This window comes from Microvirga sp. M2, from assembly GCF_047497095.1.
Lineage (GTDB): Bacteria > Pseudomonadota > Alphaproteobacteria > Rhizobiales > Beijerinckiaceae > Microvirga.
Genome location: NZ_CP134064.1, coordinates 1,319,155 through 1,339,216 on the forward strand (window position 1 = coordinate 1,319,155; position 20,062 = coordinate 1,339,216).

General features: G+C 64.3%; 18 protein-coding genes. 9 read left to right on the top strand and 9 right to left on the bottom strand.

Annotated elements, in window-relative coordinates:
- Positions 1-921 carry a branched-chain amino acid ABC transporter permease gene (locus tag RE429_RS25755; protein WP_414474574.1) on the bottom strand — a complete coding sequence of 307 codons (921 nt, stop codon included), beginning with the start codon at positions 919-921 and terminating at the stop codon, positions 1-3.
- A gap of 142 nt (positions 922-1,063) precedes the next feature.
- A complete protein-coding gene (locus RE429_RS25760; RefSeq protein WP_414475929.1) occupies positions 1,064-2,239 on the bottom strand; it encodes an ABC transporter substrate-binding protein in 1,176 nt (391 codons plus the stop codon).
- Positions 2,240-2,622: 383 nt separating this feature from the next.
- Between RE429_RS25760 and RE429_RS25765 the strand changes: the two genes are divergently transcribed.
- From RE429_RS25765 to RE429_RS25805, 9 genes are all read left to right on the top strand, one after another.
- Complete coding sequence (locus RE429_RS25765) at positions 2,623-4,266, top strand: benzoate-CoA ligase family protein (RefSeq protein ID WP_414474575.1); 1,644 nt, start codon at positions 2,623-2,625, stop codon at positions 4,264-4,266.
- Positions 4,267-4,500: 234 nt separating this feature from the next.
- Entirely contained in the window at positions 4,501-6,855 is a 2,355-nt protein-coding gene (locus tag RE429_RS25770) for a bifunctional salicylyl-CoA 5-hydroxylase/oxidoreductase (protein ID WP_414474576.1), read from the top strand.
- Position 6,856: 1 nt separating this feature from the next.
- A complete protein-coding gene (locus RE429_RS25775) occupies positions 6,857-7,624 on the top strand; it encodes an SDR family NAD(P)-dependent oxidoreductase (protein ID WP_414474577.1) in 768 nt (255 codons plus the stop codon).
- Between the two features lies 1 nt (position 7,625).
- The gene (locus RE429_RS25780) at positions 7,626-8,135 is read left to right on the top strand and encodes a MarR family winged helix-turn-helix transcriptional regulator (protein ID WP_414474578.1); all 510 of its coding nucleotides are present in this window, start codon (positions 7,626-7,628) and stop codon (positions 8,133-8,135) included.
- Positions 8,132-8,968, top strand: coding sequence for an enoyl-CoA hydratase family protein (locus tag RE429_RS25785; protein WP_414474579.1), 837 nt, complete (start codon positions 8,132-8,134; stop codon positions 8,966-8,968). Before RE429_RS25780 ends, RE429_RS25785 begins: the two co-directional genes overlap by 4 nt.
- A gap of 1 nt (position 8,969) precedes the next feature.
- Entirely contained in the window at positions 8,970-10,184 is a 1,215-nt protein-coding gene (locus RE429_RS25790; RefSeq protein ID WP_414474580.1) for an acyl-CoA dehydrogenase family protein, read from the top strand.
- 4 nt (positions 10,185-10,188) lie between these two features.
- Positions 10,189-10,650, top strand: coding sequence for an acyl-CoA thioesterase (locus tag RE429_RS25795; RefSeq protein ID WP_414474581.1), 462 nt, complete (start codon positions 10,189-10,191; stop codon positions 10,648-10,650).
- On the top strand, positions 10,647-11,090 hold the full coding sequence (locus tag RE429_RS25800; protein WP_414474582.1) for a RidA family protein: 444 nt from the start codon (positions 10,647-10,649) through the stop codon (positions 11,088-11,090). The genes RE429_RS25795 and RE429_RS25800 overlap by 4 nt, the downstream gene beginning before the upstream one ends.
- Before the next feature lie 72 nt (positions 11,091-11,162).
- Entirely contained in the window at positions 11,163-11,993 is an 831-nt protein-coding gene (locus RE429_RS25805) for an APH(6)-I family aminoglycoside O-phosphotransferase (protein WP_414475930.1), read from the top strand.
- A 165-nt stretch (positions 11,994-12,158) separates the two neighbouring features.
- Here the strand turns inward: RE429_RS25805 and RE429_RS25810 are convergent, their stop codons facing one another.
- The 7 genes from RE429_RS25810 to RE429_RS25840 form a co-directional block, all read right to left on the bottom strand.
- Positions 12,159-12,866 (bottom strand): class II aldolase/adducin family protein, encoded by a 708-nt coding sequence (locus RE429_RS25810; protein ID WP_414475931.1) that lies wholly within the window; start codon positions 12,864-12,866, stop codon positions 12,159-12,161.
- 22 nt (positions 12,867-12,888) lie between these two features.
- Entirely contained in the window at positions 12,889-14,286 is a 1,398-nt protein-coding gene (locus RE429_RS25815) for an FGGY-family carbohydrate kinase (RefSeq protein ID WP_414474583.1), read from the bottom strand.
- Positions 14,243-15,346, bottom strand: coding sequence for an ABC transporter permease (locus RE429_RS25820; RefSeq protein ID WP_414474584.1), 1,104 nt, complete (start codon positions 15,344-15,346; stop codon positions 14,243-14,245). Before RE429_RS25820 ends, RE429_RS25815 begins: the two co-directional genes overlap by 44 nt.
- A complete protein-coding gene (locus tag RE429_RS25825; protein WP_414475932.1) occupies positions 15,339-16,301 on the bottom strand; it encodes an ABC transporter permease in 963 nt (320 codons plus the stop codon). The genes RE429_RS25820 and RE429_RS25825 overlap by 8 nt, the downstream gene beginning before the upstream one ends.
- Before the next feature lie 70 nt (positions 16,302-16,371).
- Entirely contained in the window at positions 16,372-17,865 is a 1,494-nt protein-coding gene (locus tag RE429_RS25830; RefSeq protein WP_414474585.1) for a sugar ABC transporter ATP-binding protein, read from the bottom strand.
- Between the two features lie 104 nt (positions 17,866-17,969).
- Positions 17,970-18,950: a substrate-binding domain-containing protein gene (locus RE429_RS25835; RefSeq protein ID WP_414475933.1), complete on the bottom strand. Its 981-nt coding sequence runs from the start codon at positions 18,948-18,950 to the stop codon at positions 17,970-17,972.
- A gap of 29 nt (positions 18,951-18,979) precedes the next feature.
- On the bottom strand, positions 18,980-20,035 hold the full coding sequence (locus tag RE429_RS25840) for a LacI family DNA-binding transcriptional regulator (RefSeq protein WP_414474586.1): 1,056 nt from the start codon (positions 20,033-20,035) through the stop codon (positions 18,980-18,982).
- Between the last annotated feature and the right edge of the window lie 27 nt (positions 20,036-20,062).

Genomic DNA, 20,062 nt, shown 5'->3' on the forward strand with positions numbered 1-20,062 from the left:
TTATCGCTTCGCCGGGAACAGACCGGAGGGGCGGAAGAACAGCACGGCGGCCATGAAAATGTAGATCAGCATCGGGGCGATCGCCCGCCCAGTCTGGCTCGCGGCGGACGGGTCGAGGACGAGGCGCAGGAGGTTGGGCGCGAACGAGCGCCCGAGCGTGTCGACGAGACCGATCAGGAGCGCTGCCAGGAAGGCCCCGCGGATCGATCCGATGCCGCCGATCACGATCACCACGAAGGCCAGGATGAGGATGTTGTCGCCCATGCCGGGCTGCACGGAGAGGATCGGCGCCACCATGGCTCCGGCAAAGCCGGCGAGCATGGCCCCGAAGCCGAAAACGATCATGAAAAGCCGCCGGATATTGACGCCGAGAGCCGACACCATCGCGGCATTCGTGGCGCCTGCGCGCACCAGCATCCCGACGCGGGTGTGGCTGACGAGGACATAGAGGAGCGCCGCCACGAGAAGGCCCGCCGCGATGATGGCGATGCGATAGACCGGATAGAGAAGACCGTCCATGATCTCCACCGAGCCCGACAGGATCTCCGGCACGGGCACGCTCAACGGAGCCGCTCCCCAGACGAACTTCACGGCCTGGTTCAGGAACAGGATCACCCCGAAGGTCGCGAGAACCTGGTCAAGATGGCTCCGGTCGTAGAGATGGCGGAAGACAAGCACTTCGAGCAGAAGGCCGAAGGCGAGGGCGGTCGGGAGCGCCAGAAGAAGGCCCCAGCCGAAGCTCCCCGTCCAGGCGCTGAAGGCGGCGACCAGATAGGCCCCGACCATGTACTGCACGCCATGCGCCAGGTTGATGAAGTCCATCACCCCGAAGACGAGGGTCAGTCCGGCGGCGATGAGAAAGAGAATGAGGCCAAACTGAAGGCCGTTCAGAGCCTGAATCGCAAAGAATGTCGCAGTCATCGGCACATCATCGGCAGCAGGCCCGGATCGGGTGAGCGCCCGTCCGGGCACTCACGCAAGAGAGGAACGCTCATGAAGTGAAAGGCGAGAGCCTGCCCGCCCGAGATCGTGTCAGGAGCAGACAGGCCCATCGCTTCACACGTCAGTTGGTAGGGGCGCATTCCTTGGCATAGGCGTCCGTGTAGTCGTCGAACACCTTTTCCACCACTTCCGTCTCGAGCTTGCCGTCCGGACGCTTGGCGGCCTTCACAAGATAGAAGTCCTGGATCGGGAAGCCGTTCACTCCGAACTTGAAGTCGCCGCGCAGGGATTTGAAATCCGCTTTCTGGAGGGCCGCGCGCAGAGCCTCCTTGTCATCGGTCTTGCCGTTCGTCGCCCTGACGGCACTGTCGATGAGAAGGGCGGCGTCATAGGCGTGCATGGCGTAGGAGGCAGGCACCGTGCTGTAGGCAGCCTCATAGGCCGCGACGAACTTCTTGTTTTCCGGGGTGTCCATGTTGGGAGCCCAGTTCGAGCCGCTGAGCATGCCGATGGCGGCGTCCTGCTGAGCGGGCAGGTTGGTCTCGTCGACCGTGAAGGCTGACAGGAACGGAATGCGGTCGGCAAGGCCTGCGGCGCGATACTGCTTGACGAGGTTCACGCCCATGCCGCCCGGCATGAAGGTGAAGATCGCGTCGGGCTGCATGGAAGCGATCTTCGCAAGCTCCGACTGGAAATCCAGGGTGTTGAGAGGAACATAGGATTCCTCGACGATCTCGCCCTTGTAATGGCGCTTGAAGCCCGCGAGGGCATCCTTGCCGGCCTGATAGTTCGGAGCGAGCAGATAAACTTTCTTGTAGCCGCGGTCCTGAGCCACCTTGCCGAGAACCTCGTGGTTCTGGTCGTTCTGGTAGGAGGTGGCGAAGAAGTAAGGACTGCAGCTCTTGCCGGCGAGATTCGAGGGGCCGGCGTTCACGCTGATGTAGAACGTCTTGGAATCGACGATTGGTTTGTGGGTCGCGACCGCCACGTTCGAGAAGATCGGACCGACGACGAAGTCGACCTTGTCGCGCTCCAGAAGACCTTTGACCTTCGTGACCGCCACATCGGGTTTCAGCTCGTCGTCGACGACGATCACTTCGACATCCCGTCCACCCAGCTTACCGCCATGGTCCTTCAAGGCGAGCTGAAAACCGTCCCGCGCATGCTGCCCGAGAACGGCCGAAGGGCCGGAGAGGGTCAGGAGCAGGCCGATCTTCAGCTTCTCCTGCGCCATGGCCGGGGCCGCCGCGAGTGTCACGGCCGCTGCCAGGCCAAGGGTCTTGATCGTCACGTTCATCATGGTCTCCCGAGTCGCTGTTCCCTGCGCACGTTCGCCGTGCTGCATCGTTGTTCCCGGCGGGACGTTCAGACGCCTCGACGGAAGGTCGGCGCTATACTGCCGTAAAACGCTCCTGTCGAATACTCCGTTTTCGACAATGAAGGAATGTTAGATTCGATCTCCGGGATTGCCAAGGAATATTTTAGGCTTTAAATAAATCGGCAATAAAGCCACCCGGATTCTTTGGTCAACAAGCAGGTGGCGAGAGGGGCTTGAACGGCGAACCCCGGCCGAGGCTCTGGTGATCGTGAAGCTGCGCATTGTCCCGAAAGAGGTCGATCCTAGCCACATCACTCCTCGCGGTTCGTCGTCTGTCAGGCGGAACCAGAGGAAATGCAACGATGGCGCACACGGCACATGTCGATACCTTCACACGCGACAACCTTCCGCCGCAGGATCAATGGCCGGTTTTCCTGCTGAACCGTCCGGAGCTTCAATATCCGGAACGGCTCAACTGCGCCGTGGCCTTCCTCGACCGGTGGGTCGATGAGGGCAGGGGCGACGAGCCCTGTCTCATCAGTCCCGCCGAGACGCTCACCTACCGCGAACTCCAGGAGCGCGTGAATCGGATCTGCAACGTGCTCGTGCACCGGTTCGGCCTCGTGCCGGGCAATCGTGTCCTGCTTCGCTCCGCCAACAACCCGATGATGGTTGCGGCCTATCTGGCCGTGCTGAAGGCGGGCGGCGTGGTCGTCGCCACGATGCCGTTGCTGCGCGCCAAGGAAATCGCCTTTCCGCTGAACAAGGCCAGGATCGGCATCGCGCTGTGCGACCATCGCCTCTCGGACGAGATGGAGCGGGCGAGGGCCATGGCGCCGGAACTGCGGCATGTGGCGTATTGGGGTTCGGGCCGGCCCGATGGTCTCGAGGCGCTGATCGCCGAGGCTTCGCCCGAATTCGATGCGGTCGACACGGCGGCGGACGATGTGTGCCTCATCGCCTTCACGTCCGGTACGACCGGCGAGCCGAAGGGCACCATGCATGTCCATCGCGACATGCTGGCGATCTGCGATGCCTATTCCGGCAACGTGCTGCGCCCCGAGCCGACCGACCGCTTCATCGGCTCGCCGCCCCTGGCCTTCACCTTCGGGCTCGGCGGGCTCGTCCTGTTTCCCATGAGGGTCGGGGCCTCGACCGTTCTTCTGGAAAGGGCGGGGCCCGACGATCTCCTTCCGGCTATCGCGCAATATGGGGCCACGATCTGCTTCACGGCGCCGACCGCCTATCGCGCCATGCTGGCCAAGCTGGAAAACAACGATTTCTCTTCGCTGCGGAAATGCGTGTCCGCGGGAGAACCGCTGCCCAAGGACACATTCGACAGCTGGAAGGATGCAACAGGCCTCAAGCTGATGGACGGGATCGGCGCGACGGAGATGCTCCACATCTTCATCGCCGCGACCGAGGAGGAGATCCGCCCGGGCGCAACCGGAAGGCCCGTTCCAGGGTACGAGGCGAGAATCATCGACGATGAGGGGCGCCCGCTTCCTCCAGGCGGCATCGGCCGCCTCGCGGTCCGGGGGCCGACCGGGTGCCGGTATCTCGCCGACGAGCGGCAGCGCAAATATGTGCAGAATGGGTGGAACGTCACCGGCGACACCTACCTCATGGATGAGGATGGCTTCTTCTGGTACCAGGCCCGCTCCGACGACATGATCATCTCGGCAGGCTACAACATCGCGGGGCCGGAGGTGGAGGCGGCGCTCCTTACGCATCCGGCGATCGCCGAATGCGGCGTTGTCGGGGCTCCCGACGATGGGCGCGGAGCCGTCGTGAAGGCCTATGTGGTCCTGCGCTCCGACGCCAGGGCCAGCGCCGAACTGACGAAGGCGCTGCAGGATCATGTGAAGGCGGAGATCGCGCCTTACAAATATCCGCGCCTCATCGAATATGTCGATGCGCTCCCCCGCACCCAGACCGGGAAGCTCCAGCGGTTCCAGCTTCGCCAGCTGGCCGCGCAGGAATCCCACGAGGCCATCGTCCCGTGAGGGGATCAGGTCGAGCGGAAGGGGCGCCTCGCATAATCTCCCGTCCGGGCCATCGTGACATTGCATCAGGCAAGCGTCTGGACATGAACACGAATCCCCCCTGGCTCCCGGAGGGAGCAAGGGGGGCGCAAACGCGCGATTCGGCAGCATCCATCGGGGTTGTCTCGATCCGGAGTTGCCTCGCAATTATTTTATGCTTAAAATAAATCCATCTTGCCCTGGAGACGTCTTCGCATGAAAACGGCGATCATCGGCGGGGGGCCTGCGGGTCTCTATTTCGCCATTCTGATGAAGAAGCTCCAGCCGGGGGCGGATATCACGGTCTATGAGCGCAATCGCGCGGACGATACCTTCGGCTTCGGCGTGGTCTTTTCCGATGCGACCCTCGACGGTTTCGAGAAATACGATCTGCCGAGCTATCAGAGGATCACGCGCGAGTTTGCCTATTGGGATGATATCGCGATCCATTTCAAGGGAACCGAGCACCGCATCGGCGGGAACGGATTTTGCGGCTGCTCGCGCCGCACGCTGCTGCTGATCCTGCAGGACCGCGCTGAGGAGCTCGGTGTCAGGCTGCGCTATCAGGTGGATGTCGACGACGAGAGCCTGTTCGCCGATGCGGACCTCGTCGTCGTGGCCGATGGCATCAACAGCCGCTTCCGGGACCGGTATGCCGATCACTTCGAGCCCGAGGTGGATCTGAGGCCCAACAAGTTCGCCTGGATGGGATCGACCAGGCCGCTCGACGCCTTCACCTTCATCTTCCAGGAGACCGAATGGGGACCGTTCATCGCCCATGCCTATCAGTACGAGGCTGACCGCTCCACCTGGGTTTTCGAGACGGATCCCGACACGTTCGACCGTGCCGGGCTCGGGCACAAAACGGAGGAAGAATCCGCGGCCCTCATGGAGCAGATCTTCGGCTGGTTCCTGAACGGGCATAGGGTTCTCACCAATCGTTCCCTTTGGCGCAACTTCCCGATGATCCGCAACAAGCGCTGGGTCTTGGGGAACAAGGTCCTGATCGGCGATGCGAAGGGGTCGGCCCACTTCTCCATCGGCTCGGGCACCAAGCTCGCCATGGAGGACGCCATCGCTCTTTACGAAGCCTTCCGCCGCGATTCGAATGTCGAAAGGGCCTTGTCGCTCTACGAAACCGGTCGGCGCGAGGAGGTCGAGAAGACCCAGCACGCGGCCGATGTGTCCCTCGTCTGGTTCGAGCATGTCGCCCGCTTCTGGGATTTCGAACCGGTGCAGTTCGCCTTCGGGGTGATGACCCGCGCCAAAGCGATCACATACGACAACCTGCGCCTGCGCGCGCCCGATTTCGTGGCCGCCGTGGACCGCACATTCGCCCAGCAGGTGAGGAAGAAGGGTTTCGACGTATCCGTCGAGAAACCGAGCGTGCCAATGTTCCAGCCGTTCCGGCTCCGCGACATGATCCTGGAAAATCGCGTGGTCGTCTCTCCGATGGATATGTACTCGGCCGAAGATGGCGTTCCCGGCGACTGGCACCTCGTTCACTACGGCTCGCGTGCGACGGGAGGCGCGGGGCTGATCTTCACCGAGATGACATGCGTCTCGCCGGAATCGCGCATCACCCTCGGCTGCACGGGTCTGTGGAACGACGAGCAGGAGGCTGCCTGGAAGCGCGTCGTCGACTTCGTCCACGGCAACTCCGCCGCCAAGTTCTGTCTGCAGCTCGGGCATGCGGGCCGCAAGGGCGCCACGAAGCTCATGTGGGAAGGAATCGACCGTCCCCTCGAGAGCGGGGCCTGGGACATCTGCTCCGCCTCGCCGATTCCCTATTTCCCGGACAGTCAGGTGCCGCGAGAGCTGGCCCGCGCCGACATGGACGCCATCAAGAGCCAGTTCGTGGATGCGACGGAGAGGGGCGACCGGGCAGGGTTCGACATGCTCGAGCTCCATTGCGCGCACGGCTACCTGCTGGCGAGCTTCATCTCTCCCCTCACCAATCGACGCACGGATGAGTATGGCGGCTCCCTGCAAAACCGCCTGCGCTATCCCCTGGAGGTCTTCGATGCCATGCGGGAGGTCTGGCCGGCGCACAAGCCCATGTCGGTCCGCATTTCCGCCACCGACTGGGCCGAGGGCGGCATTACAGGAGCGGATGCCGTGGAGATCGCGCGCGCCTTTGCCGAGCATGGCGTCGACCTCGTCGATGTCTCGGCGGGGCAAACTGTGCGGGAGGCGCGGCCGGTCTATGGGCGCATGTTCCAGACGCCCTTCTCCGATCAGGTGCGCAATGAGGCGCAGGTCGCCACCATGTGCGTCGGCAACATCACCACGGGCGATCAGGTCAACACCATCCTGGCGGCAGGACGGGCCGATCTGGTCGCGCTGGCACGTCCCCATCTGACGGACCCGTTCTTCACCATGAAGGCGGCCGCGTGGTACGGCGCGAAGGACACGTTCTGCCCGCCGCAATACCTCGCCGGGAGGGACCAGATCTTCCGCAACAGCGTTCGCGACCGGCAGGACCTGGACGAGCTGAAGATCAAGGCCAAGCCGAAGACCCGAGCCGAATTGAAGATGGAGGCCGGCGGGAAGCCCCTCGCCGCGGAATGAGATGAACACGAACGCTCTTCAGGGCCGGCACGCGATTGTCACAGGTGGTGGGCGCGGCATCGGTCGCGCCATTGCCAAGGCGCTTGCGGGGGACGGTGCCAAAGTCACCATTCTCGGTCGGGATCAGGCGACGCTGGATCGTGCCGTCGCGGAGGGCGATGCTCATGCTGCCTTCGTCGCCGACGTCACGGATCCGGATGCCTCTCGGGCCGCCGTTCAGGCTGCGATCTCAGGGCATGGCCCCGTCGATATCATGATCGCCAATGCCGGATCGGCGGTTTCGGCTCCGTTCCTGAAGTCCACTCCCGATGTGTTCAGACAGATGCTGGACGTCAATCTGCTCGGCGTGACCAATGTCACGCATGCCGTCCTCGGCTCCATGACCGAGCGGCGGTTCGGGCGCGTCGTCGCAGTGGCTTCGACGGCGGGTCTGAAAGGATACCCTTATGTGAGTGCCTATTGTGCGGCGAAGCACGCGGTAATCGGCTTCATACGGGCGCTCGCGCTGGAAACGGCGACGACCGGCGTGACCGTCAATGCCGTCTGTCCCGGTTTCACCGATACGGATCTCGTCGCCGACAGCCTCGATCGCATCGTGGCGAAGACCGGCAGAGACCGCGAACAGGCTTTGAGCGAGCTGGTCAAGCATAATCCTCAGCAAAGACTGATCGATCCGGCGGAGATTGCCGATGCCGTCTTGTGGCTGTGCGGAGAGGGCGCTCGCTCCGTGACGGGCCAGGCCATCGCTGTGGCCGGGGGAGAGATTTGAAATGACCCATCAGACGATCCCGCTCGATGCCGAGACGAAGGCCATCGAGATGCCGGACGATCACCGTGACGAGCTTCGGCTCTGGCTACGGCTCTTGACGTGCTCCACGCTGATCGAAGGCGAAGTCCGTCGTCGTCTGCGCGACCGGTTCGACGTGACGCTTCCCCGCTTCGATCTGATGGCTCAGCTCGACAAGGCTCCGGACGGGATGACGCTCTCGGACCTCTCGAAGCGGATGATGGTGTCGAACGGCAACCTCACCAGCTTGGTCGACCGGCTCGTTGCCTCCGGGCATCTCGAACGCCGCGTCTCCGCAACGGACCGGAGGGCTCAGATCATCAACCTGACGCCGACCGGCCGGGCGGAGTTCCGCGCGATGGCTGCCGAGCACGAGGCGTGGATCGCCGAGATCTTCGGAGGCCTCACGCAACGGGAGCAGAAGGATCTGATGCGCCTGCTCGCCAGGACAAAACTTTCCGCCAGAAATGTCATCGTGGGAGAAGCTCCGTGACGCAGTTCGCCAATCCAGTCAGGTTGCCCCTGGTCGAGTATACGCCTCGTCACTTTCTTCTGTCCGTGGACGGTCCGGTCGCGACGGTCACACTCAACCGTCCGGACAGGAAGAACCCCTTGACGTTCGAGAGCTATCGCGAACTGACAGACTTCTTTCAGGCCTGTACGAAGGACGATAGCGTCAAAGCCATTGTCGTAACGGGGGCCGGCGGCAACTTTTCCTCCGGTGGCGACGTGCACGAGATCATCGGCCCATTGGTCGAGATGGATACGAAAGGCCTGACGGCCTTCACGCGCATGACCGGCGAGCTGGTGAAAGCCATGCGCGCGGCTCCGCAGCCGGTGATCGCGGCTGTCGAGGGGATCTGCGCCGGTGCGGGGGCCATCGTCGCCATGGCGTCCGACTTACGGCTCGCGGCACCAAGCGCCAAGGTCGCTTTTCTCTTCAACAAGGTAGGCCTCGCCGGCTGCGACATGGGCGCCTGTGCCATCCTGCCGCGTCTGATCGGACAGGGCCGGGCTTCGGAGCTTCTTTACACGGGCCGTTTCATGAAGGCCGAGGAGGGCGAGCGCTGGGGGTTCTTCAGCCGTATTGTCGGTGAGGCGGAGCTGCTTCGCGAAGCGAGGGCCTTGGCTCATGAAATCGGGACGGGGCCGACCTACGCCAATACGATGACCAAACGCATGCTGGCGATGGAATGGGCAATGTCCGTGGAGGAGGCGATCGAGGCGGAGGCCGTCGCACAGGCCCTCTGCATGACGACGGAGGACTTCGCTCGCGCCTACCGAGCCTTTGCGGCGAAGGAAAAACCAGTCTTCCGGGGAGACTGACATGATCGACACCACATTCCTGAAATGGCCGTTCTTCGATGATCGCCACCTCCGCTACGCGGAGGCGCTGAGAACTTGGGCGGAATCGGAAACGCATGGCCTCGTCGACCACAACGACGTCGACGAATCGTGCCGTCGGCTCGTGCGCAAGCTCGGCGACGATGGATGGCTGAGGGCCGTCATCCCGGAAGCCTATGGCGGCCTCTATGCGACCCTCGACGTGCGGACGCTCTGCCTGTCCCGCGAGACACTGGCCTACCAGGACGGACTTGCGGATTTTGCCTTCGCGATGCAAGGGCTCGGCTCCGGCCCCATCAGCCTTTTTGGTTCCGAGGATGTGAAGCGACGCTACCTTCCGAAGGTGGCTCGCGGCGAAGCCATCGCGGCCTTCGCTCTATCGGAGCCCGAGGCCGGCTCGGACGTCGCCGCCATGAGCACCACCGCTACTCCGGACGGCCCTGATCACGTACGGATCGATGGTCTGAAGACGTGGATCTCCAACGGGGGAATTGCAGATTACTATATCGTTTTCGCACGGTCCAGCGAGGCGCCGGGTGCGAAGGGATTGTCGGCCTATGTGGTCGATGCCGACACGCCCGGCTTCAGCGTCGAACAGCGTATCGACGTGATCGCGCCGCATCCGCTCGCAACGCTGCGTTTCGAAGGGTGCAGGATTCCCTTGACGAAGCGGATCGGGGCTCCGGGAGAAGGGTTCAAGGTCGCCATGGCGACCCTGGACGTTTTTCGTGCGACCGTGGGAGCCGCATCGCTCGGCTTTGCCCGTCGCGCCCTGGACGAGGCCTTGCGTCACGCATCCTCACGTCATCTCTTCGGGGCCCCGCTGGCGGATCTCCAGATGACGCAGGCGGCCCTGGCCGACATGGCGACGAACGTCGATACCGCGGCGCTCCTCGTCTACCGCGCGGCGTGGACGAAGGACCAGGGCGCGCCTCGGGTGACGCGGGAGGCCGCGATGGCCAAGATGCACGCGACCGAGGCTGCTCAAAGCGTCATCGACAAAGCCGTCCAGATCTTCGGAGGCCTCGGGGTCACCAAGGGCGTGAAGGTCGAGGAGCTCTACCGTGAGAACCGCGCGCTGCGCATCTATGAGGGCGCAACCGAGGTGCAGAAGGTCGTGATCGCGCGCGAACTTCTGAAAATGCTCGATGGATCCGAGTCCGGCACCCCGGTTACAGGCAGAGTGCGGCGTGGATAACCCCTTGGATAATCCCTTGCCGACACCTAAGGATCCGGCGCTTGGCGAAACGGTCTGGCGAACCGCCGTTCCCATTCGGTTTTCTCACTGTGATCCGGCCGGGATCGTCTATTTTGCGCGCTATTTCGACATCCTCAATGGCGTCATTGAGGATTGGTTCTGCCAGGAACTGCACATCGACTATCATGAGGTGATCGGCAGGCGCAGAGTCGGGCTGGGATATGTGAATGCCAGTGCAGAGTTTGCAAAGCCCGGCTTCATGGGAGATAAGCTGGACTTTGCAGTTGTGGTTCGTGCTATCGGACGGTCATCCTTCAGGCTTCGTATCCATGCCTCGCGCGGGCCCGAGCCGGTGCTTCTGGCGGAACTCGTCATTGTCGCAACGTCGCTCGAAACCCATCGATCGATTCCGCTTCCCGATGATATTCGCGCAGCCTTGGAACTCTATCAGGAGAAATGCCAATGACGGCCTCTAGAGGCTCTCCCATCACGTCGGCCCCAGACAATGGGGTCGAAATTCTGCAGCCGAAGAATTGGCCGGTTCCCAAGGGCTATTCGAACGGAATGATGGCAGAGGGACGGATTGTCGTTACAGGTGGGGTCGTAGGTTGGAACGAGGCCGGCGAGTTCCCTGGGGGCCTCGTCGCACAGGTGCGCCAGGTATTGGAGAACATCTGCGCCATCCTCGCAGAGGGCGGGGCAACGCCCCGGCATGTCATCCGGCTCACCTGGTACGTGGTCGACATTGACGATTATCTGGCGAATCAGCGTGAATTGGGTCGAGCCTACCAGGCTGTCTTTGGAGCGCATTACCCGGCGATGGCTCTCGTCCAAGTCGTGCGGCTGGTGGAACGGAAGGCACTCGTCGAAATCGAGGCGACCGCTGTCGTGCCTTCAGGGCAATAGGAACGTATCTCCAACAATCTGGAACGATTCCCGTCGTTCACAGTGGCGCAGTCGCGGAGAGATCCCGTGGGTATGCATGCTCCCCTCCCGTCGAAGGTCGGAGAGTTCCTTGGGGCGTGGCGCCTGGCTCCTGACGGCTCTCTGCTGACCACACGCTCCAGTTGGGTCCTTCCGGTCCTGCACGAGGGTGCGCCTGCTATGCTGAAGGTCGCTCGCACCCCCGACGAGCGGGCGGGTTACCGTCTCATGACGTGGTGGAATGGTCAGGGCGCCGCCAAGGTCGTCGCCTCGTCCGCGGACGCCCTGCTCATGGAGCGGGCTGCAGGCGCCCGCAATCTCGCACGGATGGCCCGGGCCGACCAGGACGAGGAGGCCTGCCGGATCCTGTGCGACACTGCGGCTCGGCTGCACGCACCGCGCTGCGATCCGCTTCCGGAACTGCACCCGCTGGAGTCCTGGTTCCAGCCGCTTTTTCACCTCGCTTCGACGCACGCGGCGCTTGCGCCTGCGGCCGAGACCGCGCGCCAGCTTCTCGCCGCTCCGCATGCGGTCGGTCCGCTCCACGGCGACCTGCACCACGAGAACGTGCTCGATTTCGGCGAGCGAGGGTGGCTGGCGATCGACCCCCATGGATTGCTGGGCGAGCGAACCTTCGACTACGCCAATATCTTCACGAACCCCGATCTCAGCGATCCGAGCCTGCCGCTCGCCACCTTGCCGGGCCGCCTGGAAATCCGGCTGGATATCGTGAGCGGCTTGATGAAACTCGAACCCGAGCGGCTCCTTCGCTGGGTCGTTGCATGGACTGGGCTGTCCGCGGCCTGGTTCATCGGCGACGGCGACGACGAGGGCGCTGCGATCGACCTCACAATCAACGCGATCGCTCGGCGCTTGCTCGGCTAGAGCCTTTTCCATGAACTTCGGTTCATGGAAAAGGCTCTTGTTGTTTGAGAAAGACGCCTTTTCTTCGCAAAACCGGCATCCACTTTTGCGGAACTAGCGCATCGTGCGGACCCAGCGGGCCGCGCCAGCGAAAAGTGGACCCGGTTCTCCGCTCCGAACGATGCGCTATTCAAGGAGTGAAGCATCGGACCCAAAAGTGGGGCCACTTTTCACGTCCGATACTCTAGGACGGGCCGCGTCGTTGACGCCATCGAGATCCGGAGCCTGCCCGTAGCTCATGTTCTTCATCTGCTGAATGACCCGGGCCATCTCGTCGTCGGGAAGGATGGGCGGATCCCCGAGGGTGAGTGCCTGGACGTAGAGGCGGGACAGGGTCTCGACCTCGACGGCCAGAGCGAGCGCCGAGGACAGGGTCCTGCCGAGGGAGATCTGGCCGTGCTGGCCAAGAAGGCAGGCGAGCCGGTCTTCCAGGGCCTCGAGGGCGGCGTCGGAGAGCGCCTGCGTGCCGAAGGTCGCGTAGCGGGCGCAGCGGATCGTGGTGCCGCCGGCGACGGCCGTCATGTAGTGAAAGCTCGGGATGGTCTTGTGATGTACCGCAAGCGTCGTCGCATAGACCGAGTGGCAGTGAAGCACGCAGTCGATGTCCGTGCGGGACCGGAGGATGTCGCGATGGAACCGCCATTCCGAGGAGGGGCGGCGCTCCCCTTCGTAACGGCCGTCGAAATCCATCTGCACCAGGTCGCCCGGCTGCATGTGATCGTAGGGGAGCGAGGTGGGAGTGATGAGAAAGCCCATCGGGTTGCGCAGGGAAATGTTGCCGGCCGTGCCCTGATTGATGCCGGTTTCGTTCATGCGGCGGCAGGTCGCCACCATCTCGCTGCGGGCGGCGTCGTCGTCATACGCGGTCAAGATGCGTCTCCATGGTTTTCGCCCGTGCGCGCCAGCACGCACGGTACTCCGTCAGTTCGGGCAGGTGGAGCGGGGCCGGCGTCTCCAACTCCAACGGCGCGGGTTCGCGGCGGATGGTGTGGGAGGCGAGGAGGGCGGCGCCGGTCGCCGTCCCGGTCGTACTTCGGCTCACGAGAATCCGCATGTGGGGCAGCAGGGCCGCCACGCACGCACCGTAAAGCGCGTCCTGGACGAAGCTCCCGTCGAGGACCACGGTTTCCGCGGCCGGCAGGGCCTCGATGCATTCGGCCGTCAACAACGCCACCGACAGCACACCCAGCGTGAAGCGCGCGCCCGGATCCTCCGTGGAGAGGCCCTCGATGCGGCCACGCCGCGCGGCGCCCGGGAACAGGCCGTCATCCGAGCCGAAGAACGGCACCGCAAGCGCCCTGGATCGCACGAGGCGCTCCAGGACCTCGCGCGACGCCGGCCCGTTGCTGCCGGCGGTGATCGCCGAGAACTCCCGTCCGCCCATCGTCAGCATGCCCGGCACCGGTCGCCCGAACACGTCGGCATTGCATGTGCGCCCCGGCTTCTCCACGTGGAGGTCTGGGGCTTCCCGGTCGGTGAGCGCGACGATCCAGGTGCCCGTGGAGACGACGGTCAGGTCGGAGAGGCCTGCCGCCTGGTAGCGATAGAAATTCGCCGATGAATCGTGAATTCCACACAGGACGCGCGTTCCGGGCGCAAGCCCGGTGCGATTGGCGATATCCGGCTTGAGCCGCCCCAGCCTGTCCCATGCCGGGCGAAGCGGCGGTATCAGGCGCTGCCACTGCCTCTTCGCCACGAGGGCGGCCGGGCATCCGCCCGCGGGAGACCAGAGATGCGATTGCGCCGACAGGCTCGTCACCTCGCTCGCCGGGACCCCGCACAGTCGCCAGGCCCAGTACTGCGGGGTGGCGAGGAACGCCTGAGCCCGGTGAAATCGCTCCGGCCAGTGCATCTCGATCCAGAGCATCTGGCGGGCGAGGTGAGCGGCCCCGAGCATGATCCCGCTGCCGCGGTCGGAGAAAGGGCCGGCGAGAGCCGGATAGGCGTTCTCGACGTCGGCCGGCAGCGATTGCTCATAGTCGATCATCGGCATCGCGGCCCCGTCCGGGCCCACCAGAACGCCGCCCGATCCGTGGGCGCAGGGAGCGATCGCATCGATGTCGAAACGATCGGCCAAGGAGGAGAGGCCGTCGATCAGCCATTCTTCCAGCGCCGCCAGGTCGTGGTGCCGGTAGGGCGGGCCGTCCCGCACGACGTTCGGCGCCGACAGGGTCTCGACGATGACGCCGTCCGCCGACGCGGCGGAGAGCTTAACGTTCGTCTTGCCGACGTCGAAAACTGCCACCATGCCCATCGGTCGATTTCCATATGCCGGCCAAGACATCCACGAGATAGGGCCGCGCCGTCTGCACCATCACCACGACGATGAGGATGGCGCCCCAGATCGCCACGGTGAGGTAGTTGCTCAACCCGAACTGATTGAACCCTGACGAGATCACCTGCAGGATCGACAGCGCAAGCATCAGCCCGGTCACGGTCCCGAAGCCCCCGAAGGGATCGACGCCCCCGAGCACGGCCGCCAGAATCGTAACCAGAAGGTAGGATTGCGCGTAATCCGCGCTCGCCGTGTTGAAGGTCGCGAGCATGACCAGGGCGGCCACGAAGCATGTCAGGGACGACATCACGTAAACGCCCACGAGGACCCGGCGTGTGTCGACCGCCGAGTAGCGTGTGGCCTCGGGGTTCGATCCGATCATGGCGCAGGCCACGCCGAAGACCGTATGCCTGAGGATCGTCCCGATCAGGATCGCGACTCCGATCATCAGGAGAAAGACGAGCGGGATTCCGAAGAGGGTCGAGGAACTCGCGCGGGTAAACATCTCCGGCAGTCCGGACAATGCCATGCCGCGCGTCAGATAGATGCTGATGCCGTCGATCAGCGATTTCGTTCCCAACGTCACGAGGATCGGGTGGACGCCCGTATAGGCCACGAGCGCCCCCGTGACGAACCCGATGACCAGGCACAGGAGAAAGCCCGCCGCCATGGCAAGGCAGATGACGCCGAGCGTCGTGGCCCCGCCGGAATCGGCCGCGATCATGGATCTCATGACCCAGACCATCAGAAGAGCGCATTGGTTCGTCGTGGCGATGATGGCAAGGTTCAGGCCGCCGCTGATCAGGGGAACGACCATCGCAAGGGAAAGAAGACCCAGGAGCGGCAGCTGATACATGAAGGACTGCAGGGTGCTGGCGCTCAGAAAGTTCGGCACGAAGGCCGTGAACGCGACGAGCAGCAGGATCAGCAAGGCGGCAAGGCCCGCGTGTCCCCCGGGCAGCCCGGGCCGCAGCCGCGCCATCAGATGGGCGAGACCGCCTTTGTCGGGATAGTTCCGGGACAGGCGGGAGTCAGCCATGGGCGGGCGCTCCCGCAAGGATGCGATGGCGTCGGCCGCGCCGCGAACTGAGGACCGTGATCGACGTGGAGATCAGGATGGTGGCGCCGATGACGATCTGGAAGAAATAGGACGACACGCCCAGCAGATTGAGCCCGTTCTGAAGGATGGCGAGCAGCATGATGCCGAGCAGGACTCCCGGAACGGTGCCGATCCCCCCGGTCAGGCTCGCGCCGCCCAGAACGGCCGCGGAGAGAACCGTCAGTTCGGTATTGACCATCGCATTGGGGACGCTCTCGCCGACGCGATGCGCCTGCAGCAGGCCCGCCAGGGCCGCCGTGAGACCGAGGTAGCCATAGGCGACGAACTGGAGCCGCCCGATATGCATGCCGATCCGGCGCGCGGCTTCCGGGTTGCCGCCCAGGGCATAGAGCTGGCGCCCGAGGGACGAACGCGTCATCCAGGCCCAGGTGAACAGGGCGACGGCCGCCATCAGAACGATCGGAAGCGTGATCCGCGCGGGATCGCCTGAAGCGGACTCGGTCTGGTAGAAGACGATGCGATCCATCCACCAGTCGGGAAGACTGTAGATCGAGCGCCCGCCGGAGAAGTACATCAGCAGGGAGAAGCTGATGCTCATGGTCGCGATGGTGGCGATGATGGACGTGATCCGCACGTAGTGAATGAGCGCCGCGTTCACGCAGCCCAGCAGAATGCCGATGGACAGCCCGGCCGCGATCACGAGCGGCGCCGGCAGGCCGACCTGCGTGGCGAGCTTGGCGGCCACGTATTGCGCGACCGAGGCCGTCGCCGCGAAGGAAATGTCGATGCCGCCCGATACCAGCACCACGAACAGGCCCATGGCCATGATCGCCTGGACCGAATAGGTGTCGAGGAGATCGATGATGTTGGGGAGCGACAGGAAATCCCGCGCCGTGAGGCCGAGCACCGCGCCGACGACGAGGATCACGGCCATGAGCCAGAATTCCGGTCTCCGGCGCAGTCTGCGCAAAACAGCGGAGGAAGCATTGGCGGCATGGACGCCTTCAGGCATAGATGTGCTCCTCCAGTTCGTGTTCGCTGATGCGGCCGGGCACGACCTCGTCGGCGATCCGCCCGGCCCGCATGTGCAGAACGCGGTCGCAGGTCGCGAGAACCTCGGACACCTCGTCCGAGATCAGAATGATCCCGACCCCTTGATGCGCCAGTTCGGCGACGACCTCGTAGATCCCCTGCTTGTTCTTGATGTCGACACCGACCGTGGGCGAGTCGAGGATCAGCACCTTCGGCGATGTCGCCAGCCACTTGGCGAGCACCACGCGCTGCTGGTTTCCTCCGGACAGCGTCTGGACCGGACGGTCCATGCCGGGCACCTTGATGGCGAGGCGCTTCACCCATGTTCCGGCGATCTCGCGGCGGCCTCGGTTGCCGAGCAGGCCGAAGGGCCCGGCCACGCTCCGCATCACCGCGAGAATGATGTTGTCGCCGATGGACTGAGGCAGCACGACGCCGAGCCCGAGCCGGTCCTCGGACACATAGGCGATGCCGGCCCTGACGGCATCGCGGTTGGAGCGCAGCGTGAGTCTCTTTCCGTCGAGAGTGAGCGTGCCGGAATCGGCCCGGTGCATGCCGAACAGCGTCAGGGCCATTTCCGTGCGGCCCGACCCGAGCAGGCCGACGATGCCGAGCACTTCGCCGCGCCGCAGGACGAAGTCCACATCCGCAAACTCGCCGCGCCGCGAAAGGCCCTCGACCTTCAGGAGGGGCGGCGCGCTCGACATGTCGCGGGCGACGACCGCGTGAGAGATGTCGAGACCGGTCATCAGATGGGCGATCCGGCGCTGATCGACGTCGGCCGCATTCCAGGTTCCCACCTTTCGCCCGTCGCGCATCACCGTCACGCGCTCGGCGATCTCGACGACCTCGTCCAGGCGATGCGAGACGAACACCACCGCGATGCCGTCGGCCTTCAGCCGCGACACGATGTCAAGAAGCCGGTTCACCTCGGCGCGGGTGAGGGAGGCGGTCGGTTCGTCCATGAAGATCAGCCGGGCCTGCGCCGCGAGGCCGCGGGCGATCGCAACGATCTGGCGCTCCGCCACGCTCAGGTCGGACACCACCGTGTCGAGATCAAGATCGAAATCGAGGCGGTTCAACACCGCCTGGGCGATCCGGCGCATGAGTCTCTTGCGGACGGGCTTCAGCGCGTGATCCATGTGGTTCTCGATGGCGATGTTCTCCGCCACCGACAGATTGGGAAACAGCGAGAGATCCTGGAAGATCACCTGAATTCCGAGGGCCTTGGCGCGCGCCGGATCGAGCGGCGAAACATTTCGGCCGTCGATCTCGATCGTGCCCGTGCTCGGCTGGTGAACGCCCGCAACGGTCTTGATGAGCGTGGACTTGCCGCAACCGTTCTCGCCGACCAGGCAGTGGATCTCGCCCGCGCGCACATCCCAATCGATGCTCTCGAGCGCGCGCACGCCTCCGAAATGCTTGGAAAGGCCGGTCAGGCGCAGGAATGGGGCGTCATCGCGCATGTCGCAGACTCCGGAAACTCCCAGGAACGCTGAAAGAGGAACCCTGAAAGAGGAACCCTGAAAGCGACCGGCCCGAGGGGTTCGGGCCGGTCGCGGGCTTTCGCTCAGAGCCCCAGCGCGACGAGGCGGTCGATGTTCTCCTTGTCGAGCGATTCGAGCTTCTGCGCCTGGATCAGCTTCTTGCCGGGGTCGACATGGACCGGACCCACCCCGGTCAGCTCCATGTTGTCGGTCGGCTCCTTGCCGGCCGCCAGCATCGCGGCGAGCTGAACGAAGATTTCGCCCGCCGTCATCGGGTTCCAGATGTAGCCGCCGCGAATGGTGCCGGACTTCACGTATTTGACGCCCTGGCCCGGAGAGAAGCCGCCGACGAGGGCGATCGACTGAGCCTTGCCGCGATCCTCCAGCACGCGCGCCGCCCCGATGGGGCCCTGCGACCCGAAGGTGAGAATGCCCTTCAGGTCGGGATTGGCGCGAATCTGATCCTGCGTGGTCTTGATGCTCTCGTCCACGCTCTCGGCCACGCCGAAGCGGTCGCCCACCATCTGCATCTTGGGATACTTCTCCTTCTGGTACGCGATCGCGGCATCCGCCCAGGCGTTATGCAGCGGCACCGTCAGGGATCCGACATAGACGATGTACTTGCCCTGCTCGCCCATCTGCTTGGCGAGCAGATCCATATGGGCGCGGCCATAGGCCTCGGTCGTGGTGAGCTCGAAGTCCCAGTCCTTTTCCTTCTGGTCCGGACCCTCGTGCGCCAGCACCTTGATGCCGGCCGCGCGGGCGCGGGCGAGCACGGGTTCGAGCGCGGCGGAGTCGTTCGGCACGATGCCGATGACGTCGACCTTCCGGGCGATGAGATCCTCGATGGCGCGCACCTGCTGCGCCGCGTCGGCCTGGGTCGGGCCGACCATCCATGCATCGACCTTCGCGTCCGGCGCGGCCTTCTTGATTCCGGCCTCCATGGCGTTGAACCAGGGGATGCCGCCGATCTTGACCACGACGCCGACTTTCGGTTCGGCCGCCCAGGCGTTCTGCGTCGTTGTGCCGAGCGCGCCGGCGACAAGGCCGGTCGCCAATGCCATCATGGTAAGGCGCCTTGAGACTCCCATAACTACCCTCCCGTTGTCGTTGCTGCGATCTCGCCCTTCGGCGAGGCATGGTACCGCGGTGTTGAAGCGCGGATCTCGACGATGCATTTGAGGCGTCTGGTCACCGGACCGCTCGCCGGGCTGCGGAAGCGCCTGTTCAGGAGCGCCCAGGATTGCTCCGCCATCTCCTCCACCGGCTGGCGCACGGCGGTGAGGGGCGGCGATACGAGCCGCATCCACTCCATCTCGTCGAAGCTGGCGAAGGCGACCTCCTCCGGCATCCTGATCCCGATGTCGGTCATCAAGCGGTATGTGAGGAGCGAGGTCGTATGGTCGAGAGCGAAGATCGCCTGCGCCAGGCGACCGGATCGCAGATAGCGTTCGAGGCGATCCATGCCGGCCGGATCGTCGATCCCGATCTCGATCATATCCACCTGCATGCGTTTCGCCTTGGCGCGCACGCCTTCCCAGCGCTCGCGTACGTTGCTGATCGACAGCGTCGATCCGATCACCATGCAGGTTTCGTAGCCGTGCCGGTCGAGGTGGCGGGCGACCGCGCCCGCAGCGGCGGCATTGTCCACGGCCACGAGATCGAAATCGGGCTCGTCGGGGATGCGGTCCGCGAGAACGGTCGGTATCGCGAAGCCCGCAGGCCGGCGCGATTTGAAGGCGCCGTCACAGGGAATGACGATCAGGCCGGCGGGTCGCCAGGATCGCATGTCGGCGAGACGGGCGGCTTCTTCCGTGCAGTCGTTGCGCGAAGAGACGACGACGAGATCGAATTTGTCGAGGCGCGCCAGATGCTCGAGTGTCGACACGAAGGTGGCGAAGAGCGGGTTGGTCAGGTCCGGCACTACGACACCGGCCAGCATCGACTTGCGCGAGCGCAGGCGGGAAGCCGCTATGTCGACCGTATAGCCCAATTCCCGCACCGCCTCGTTGACGCGGTCCGCCACGTCGGCAGACACGTTCGGCTTTCCGTTGAGCACATTGGAAACGGTCGCGACCGAAACGCCGGCCCGGTCCGCCACCGTGCGGATCGAGGGAATGGAAGGGCGCGGGGCTGGCGTGTTTTTCATGGCATGATGCCTAGTAAAACGTTTAAA

Coding starts and splice junctions, on each gene's coding strand:
- RE429_RS25755 (WP_414474574.1), bottom strand. CDS start 921: ATGACTGCGACATTCTTTGCGATTCAGGCTCTGAACGGCCTTCAGTTT.
- RE429_RS25760 (WP_414475929.1), bottom strand. CDS start 2,239: ATGAACGTGACGATCAAGACCCTTGGCCTGGCAGCGGCCGTGACACTC.
- RE429_RS25765 (WP_414474575.1), top strand. CDS start 2,623: ATGGCGCACACGGCACATGTCGATACCTTCACACGCGACAACCTTCCG.
- RE429_RS25770 (WP_414474576.1), top strand. CDS start 4,501: ATGAAAACGGCGATCATCGGCGGGGGGCCTGCGGGTCTCTATTTCGCC.
- RE429_RS25775 (WP_414474577.1), top strand. CDS start 6,857: ATGAACACGAACGCTCTTCAGGGCCGGCACGCGATTGTCACAGGTGGT.
- RE429_RS25780 (WP_414474578.1), top strand. CDS start 7,626: ATGACCCATCAGACGATCCCGCTCGATGCCGAGACGAAGGCCATCGAG.
- RE429_RS25790 (WP_414474580.1), top strand. CDS start 8,970: ATGATCGACACCACATTCCTGAAATGGCCGTTCTTCGATGATCGCCAC.
- RE429_RS25800 (WP_414474582.1), top strand. CDS start 10,647: ATGACGGCCTCTAGAGGCTCTCCCATCACGTCGGCCCCAGACAATGGG.
- RE429_RS25805 (WP_414475930.1), top strand. CDS start 11,163: ATGCATGCTCCCCTCCCGTCGAAGGTCGGAGAGTTCCTTGGGGCGTGG.
- RE429_RS25810 (WP_414475931.1), bottom strand. CDS start 12,866: ATGGTGGCGACCTGCCGCCGCATGAACGAAACCGGCATCAATCAGGGC.
- RE429_RS25815 (WP_414474583.1), bottom strand. CDS start 14,286: ATGGGCATGGTGGCAGTTTTCGACGTCGGCAAGACGAACGTTAAGCTC.
- RE429_RS25820 (WP_414474584.1), bottom strand. CDS start 15,346: ATGGCTGACTCCCGCCTGTCCCGGAACTATCCCGACAAAGGCGGTCTC.
- RE429_RS25825 (WP_414475932.1), bottom strand. CDS start 16,301: ATGGCCGTGATCCTCGTCGTCGGCGCGGTGCTCGGCCTCACGGCGCGG.
- RE429_RS25830 (WP_414474585.1), bottom strand. CDS start 17,865: ATGCGCGATGACGCCCCATTCCTGCGCCTGACCGGCCTTTCCAAGCAT.
- RE429_RS25835 (WP_414475933.1), bottom strand. CDS start 18,950: ATGGCATTGGCGACCGGCCTTGTCGCCGGCGCGCTCGGCACAACGACG.
- RE429_RS25840 (WP_414474586.1), bottom strand. CDS start 20,035: ATGAAAAACACGCCAGCCCCGCGCCCTTCCATTCCCTCGATCCGCACG.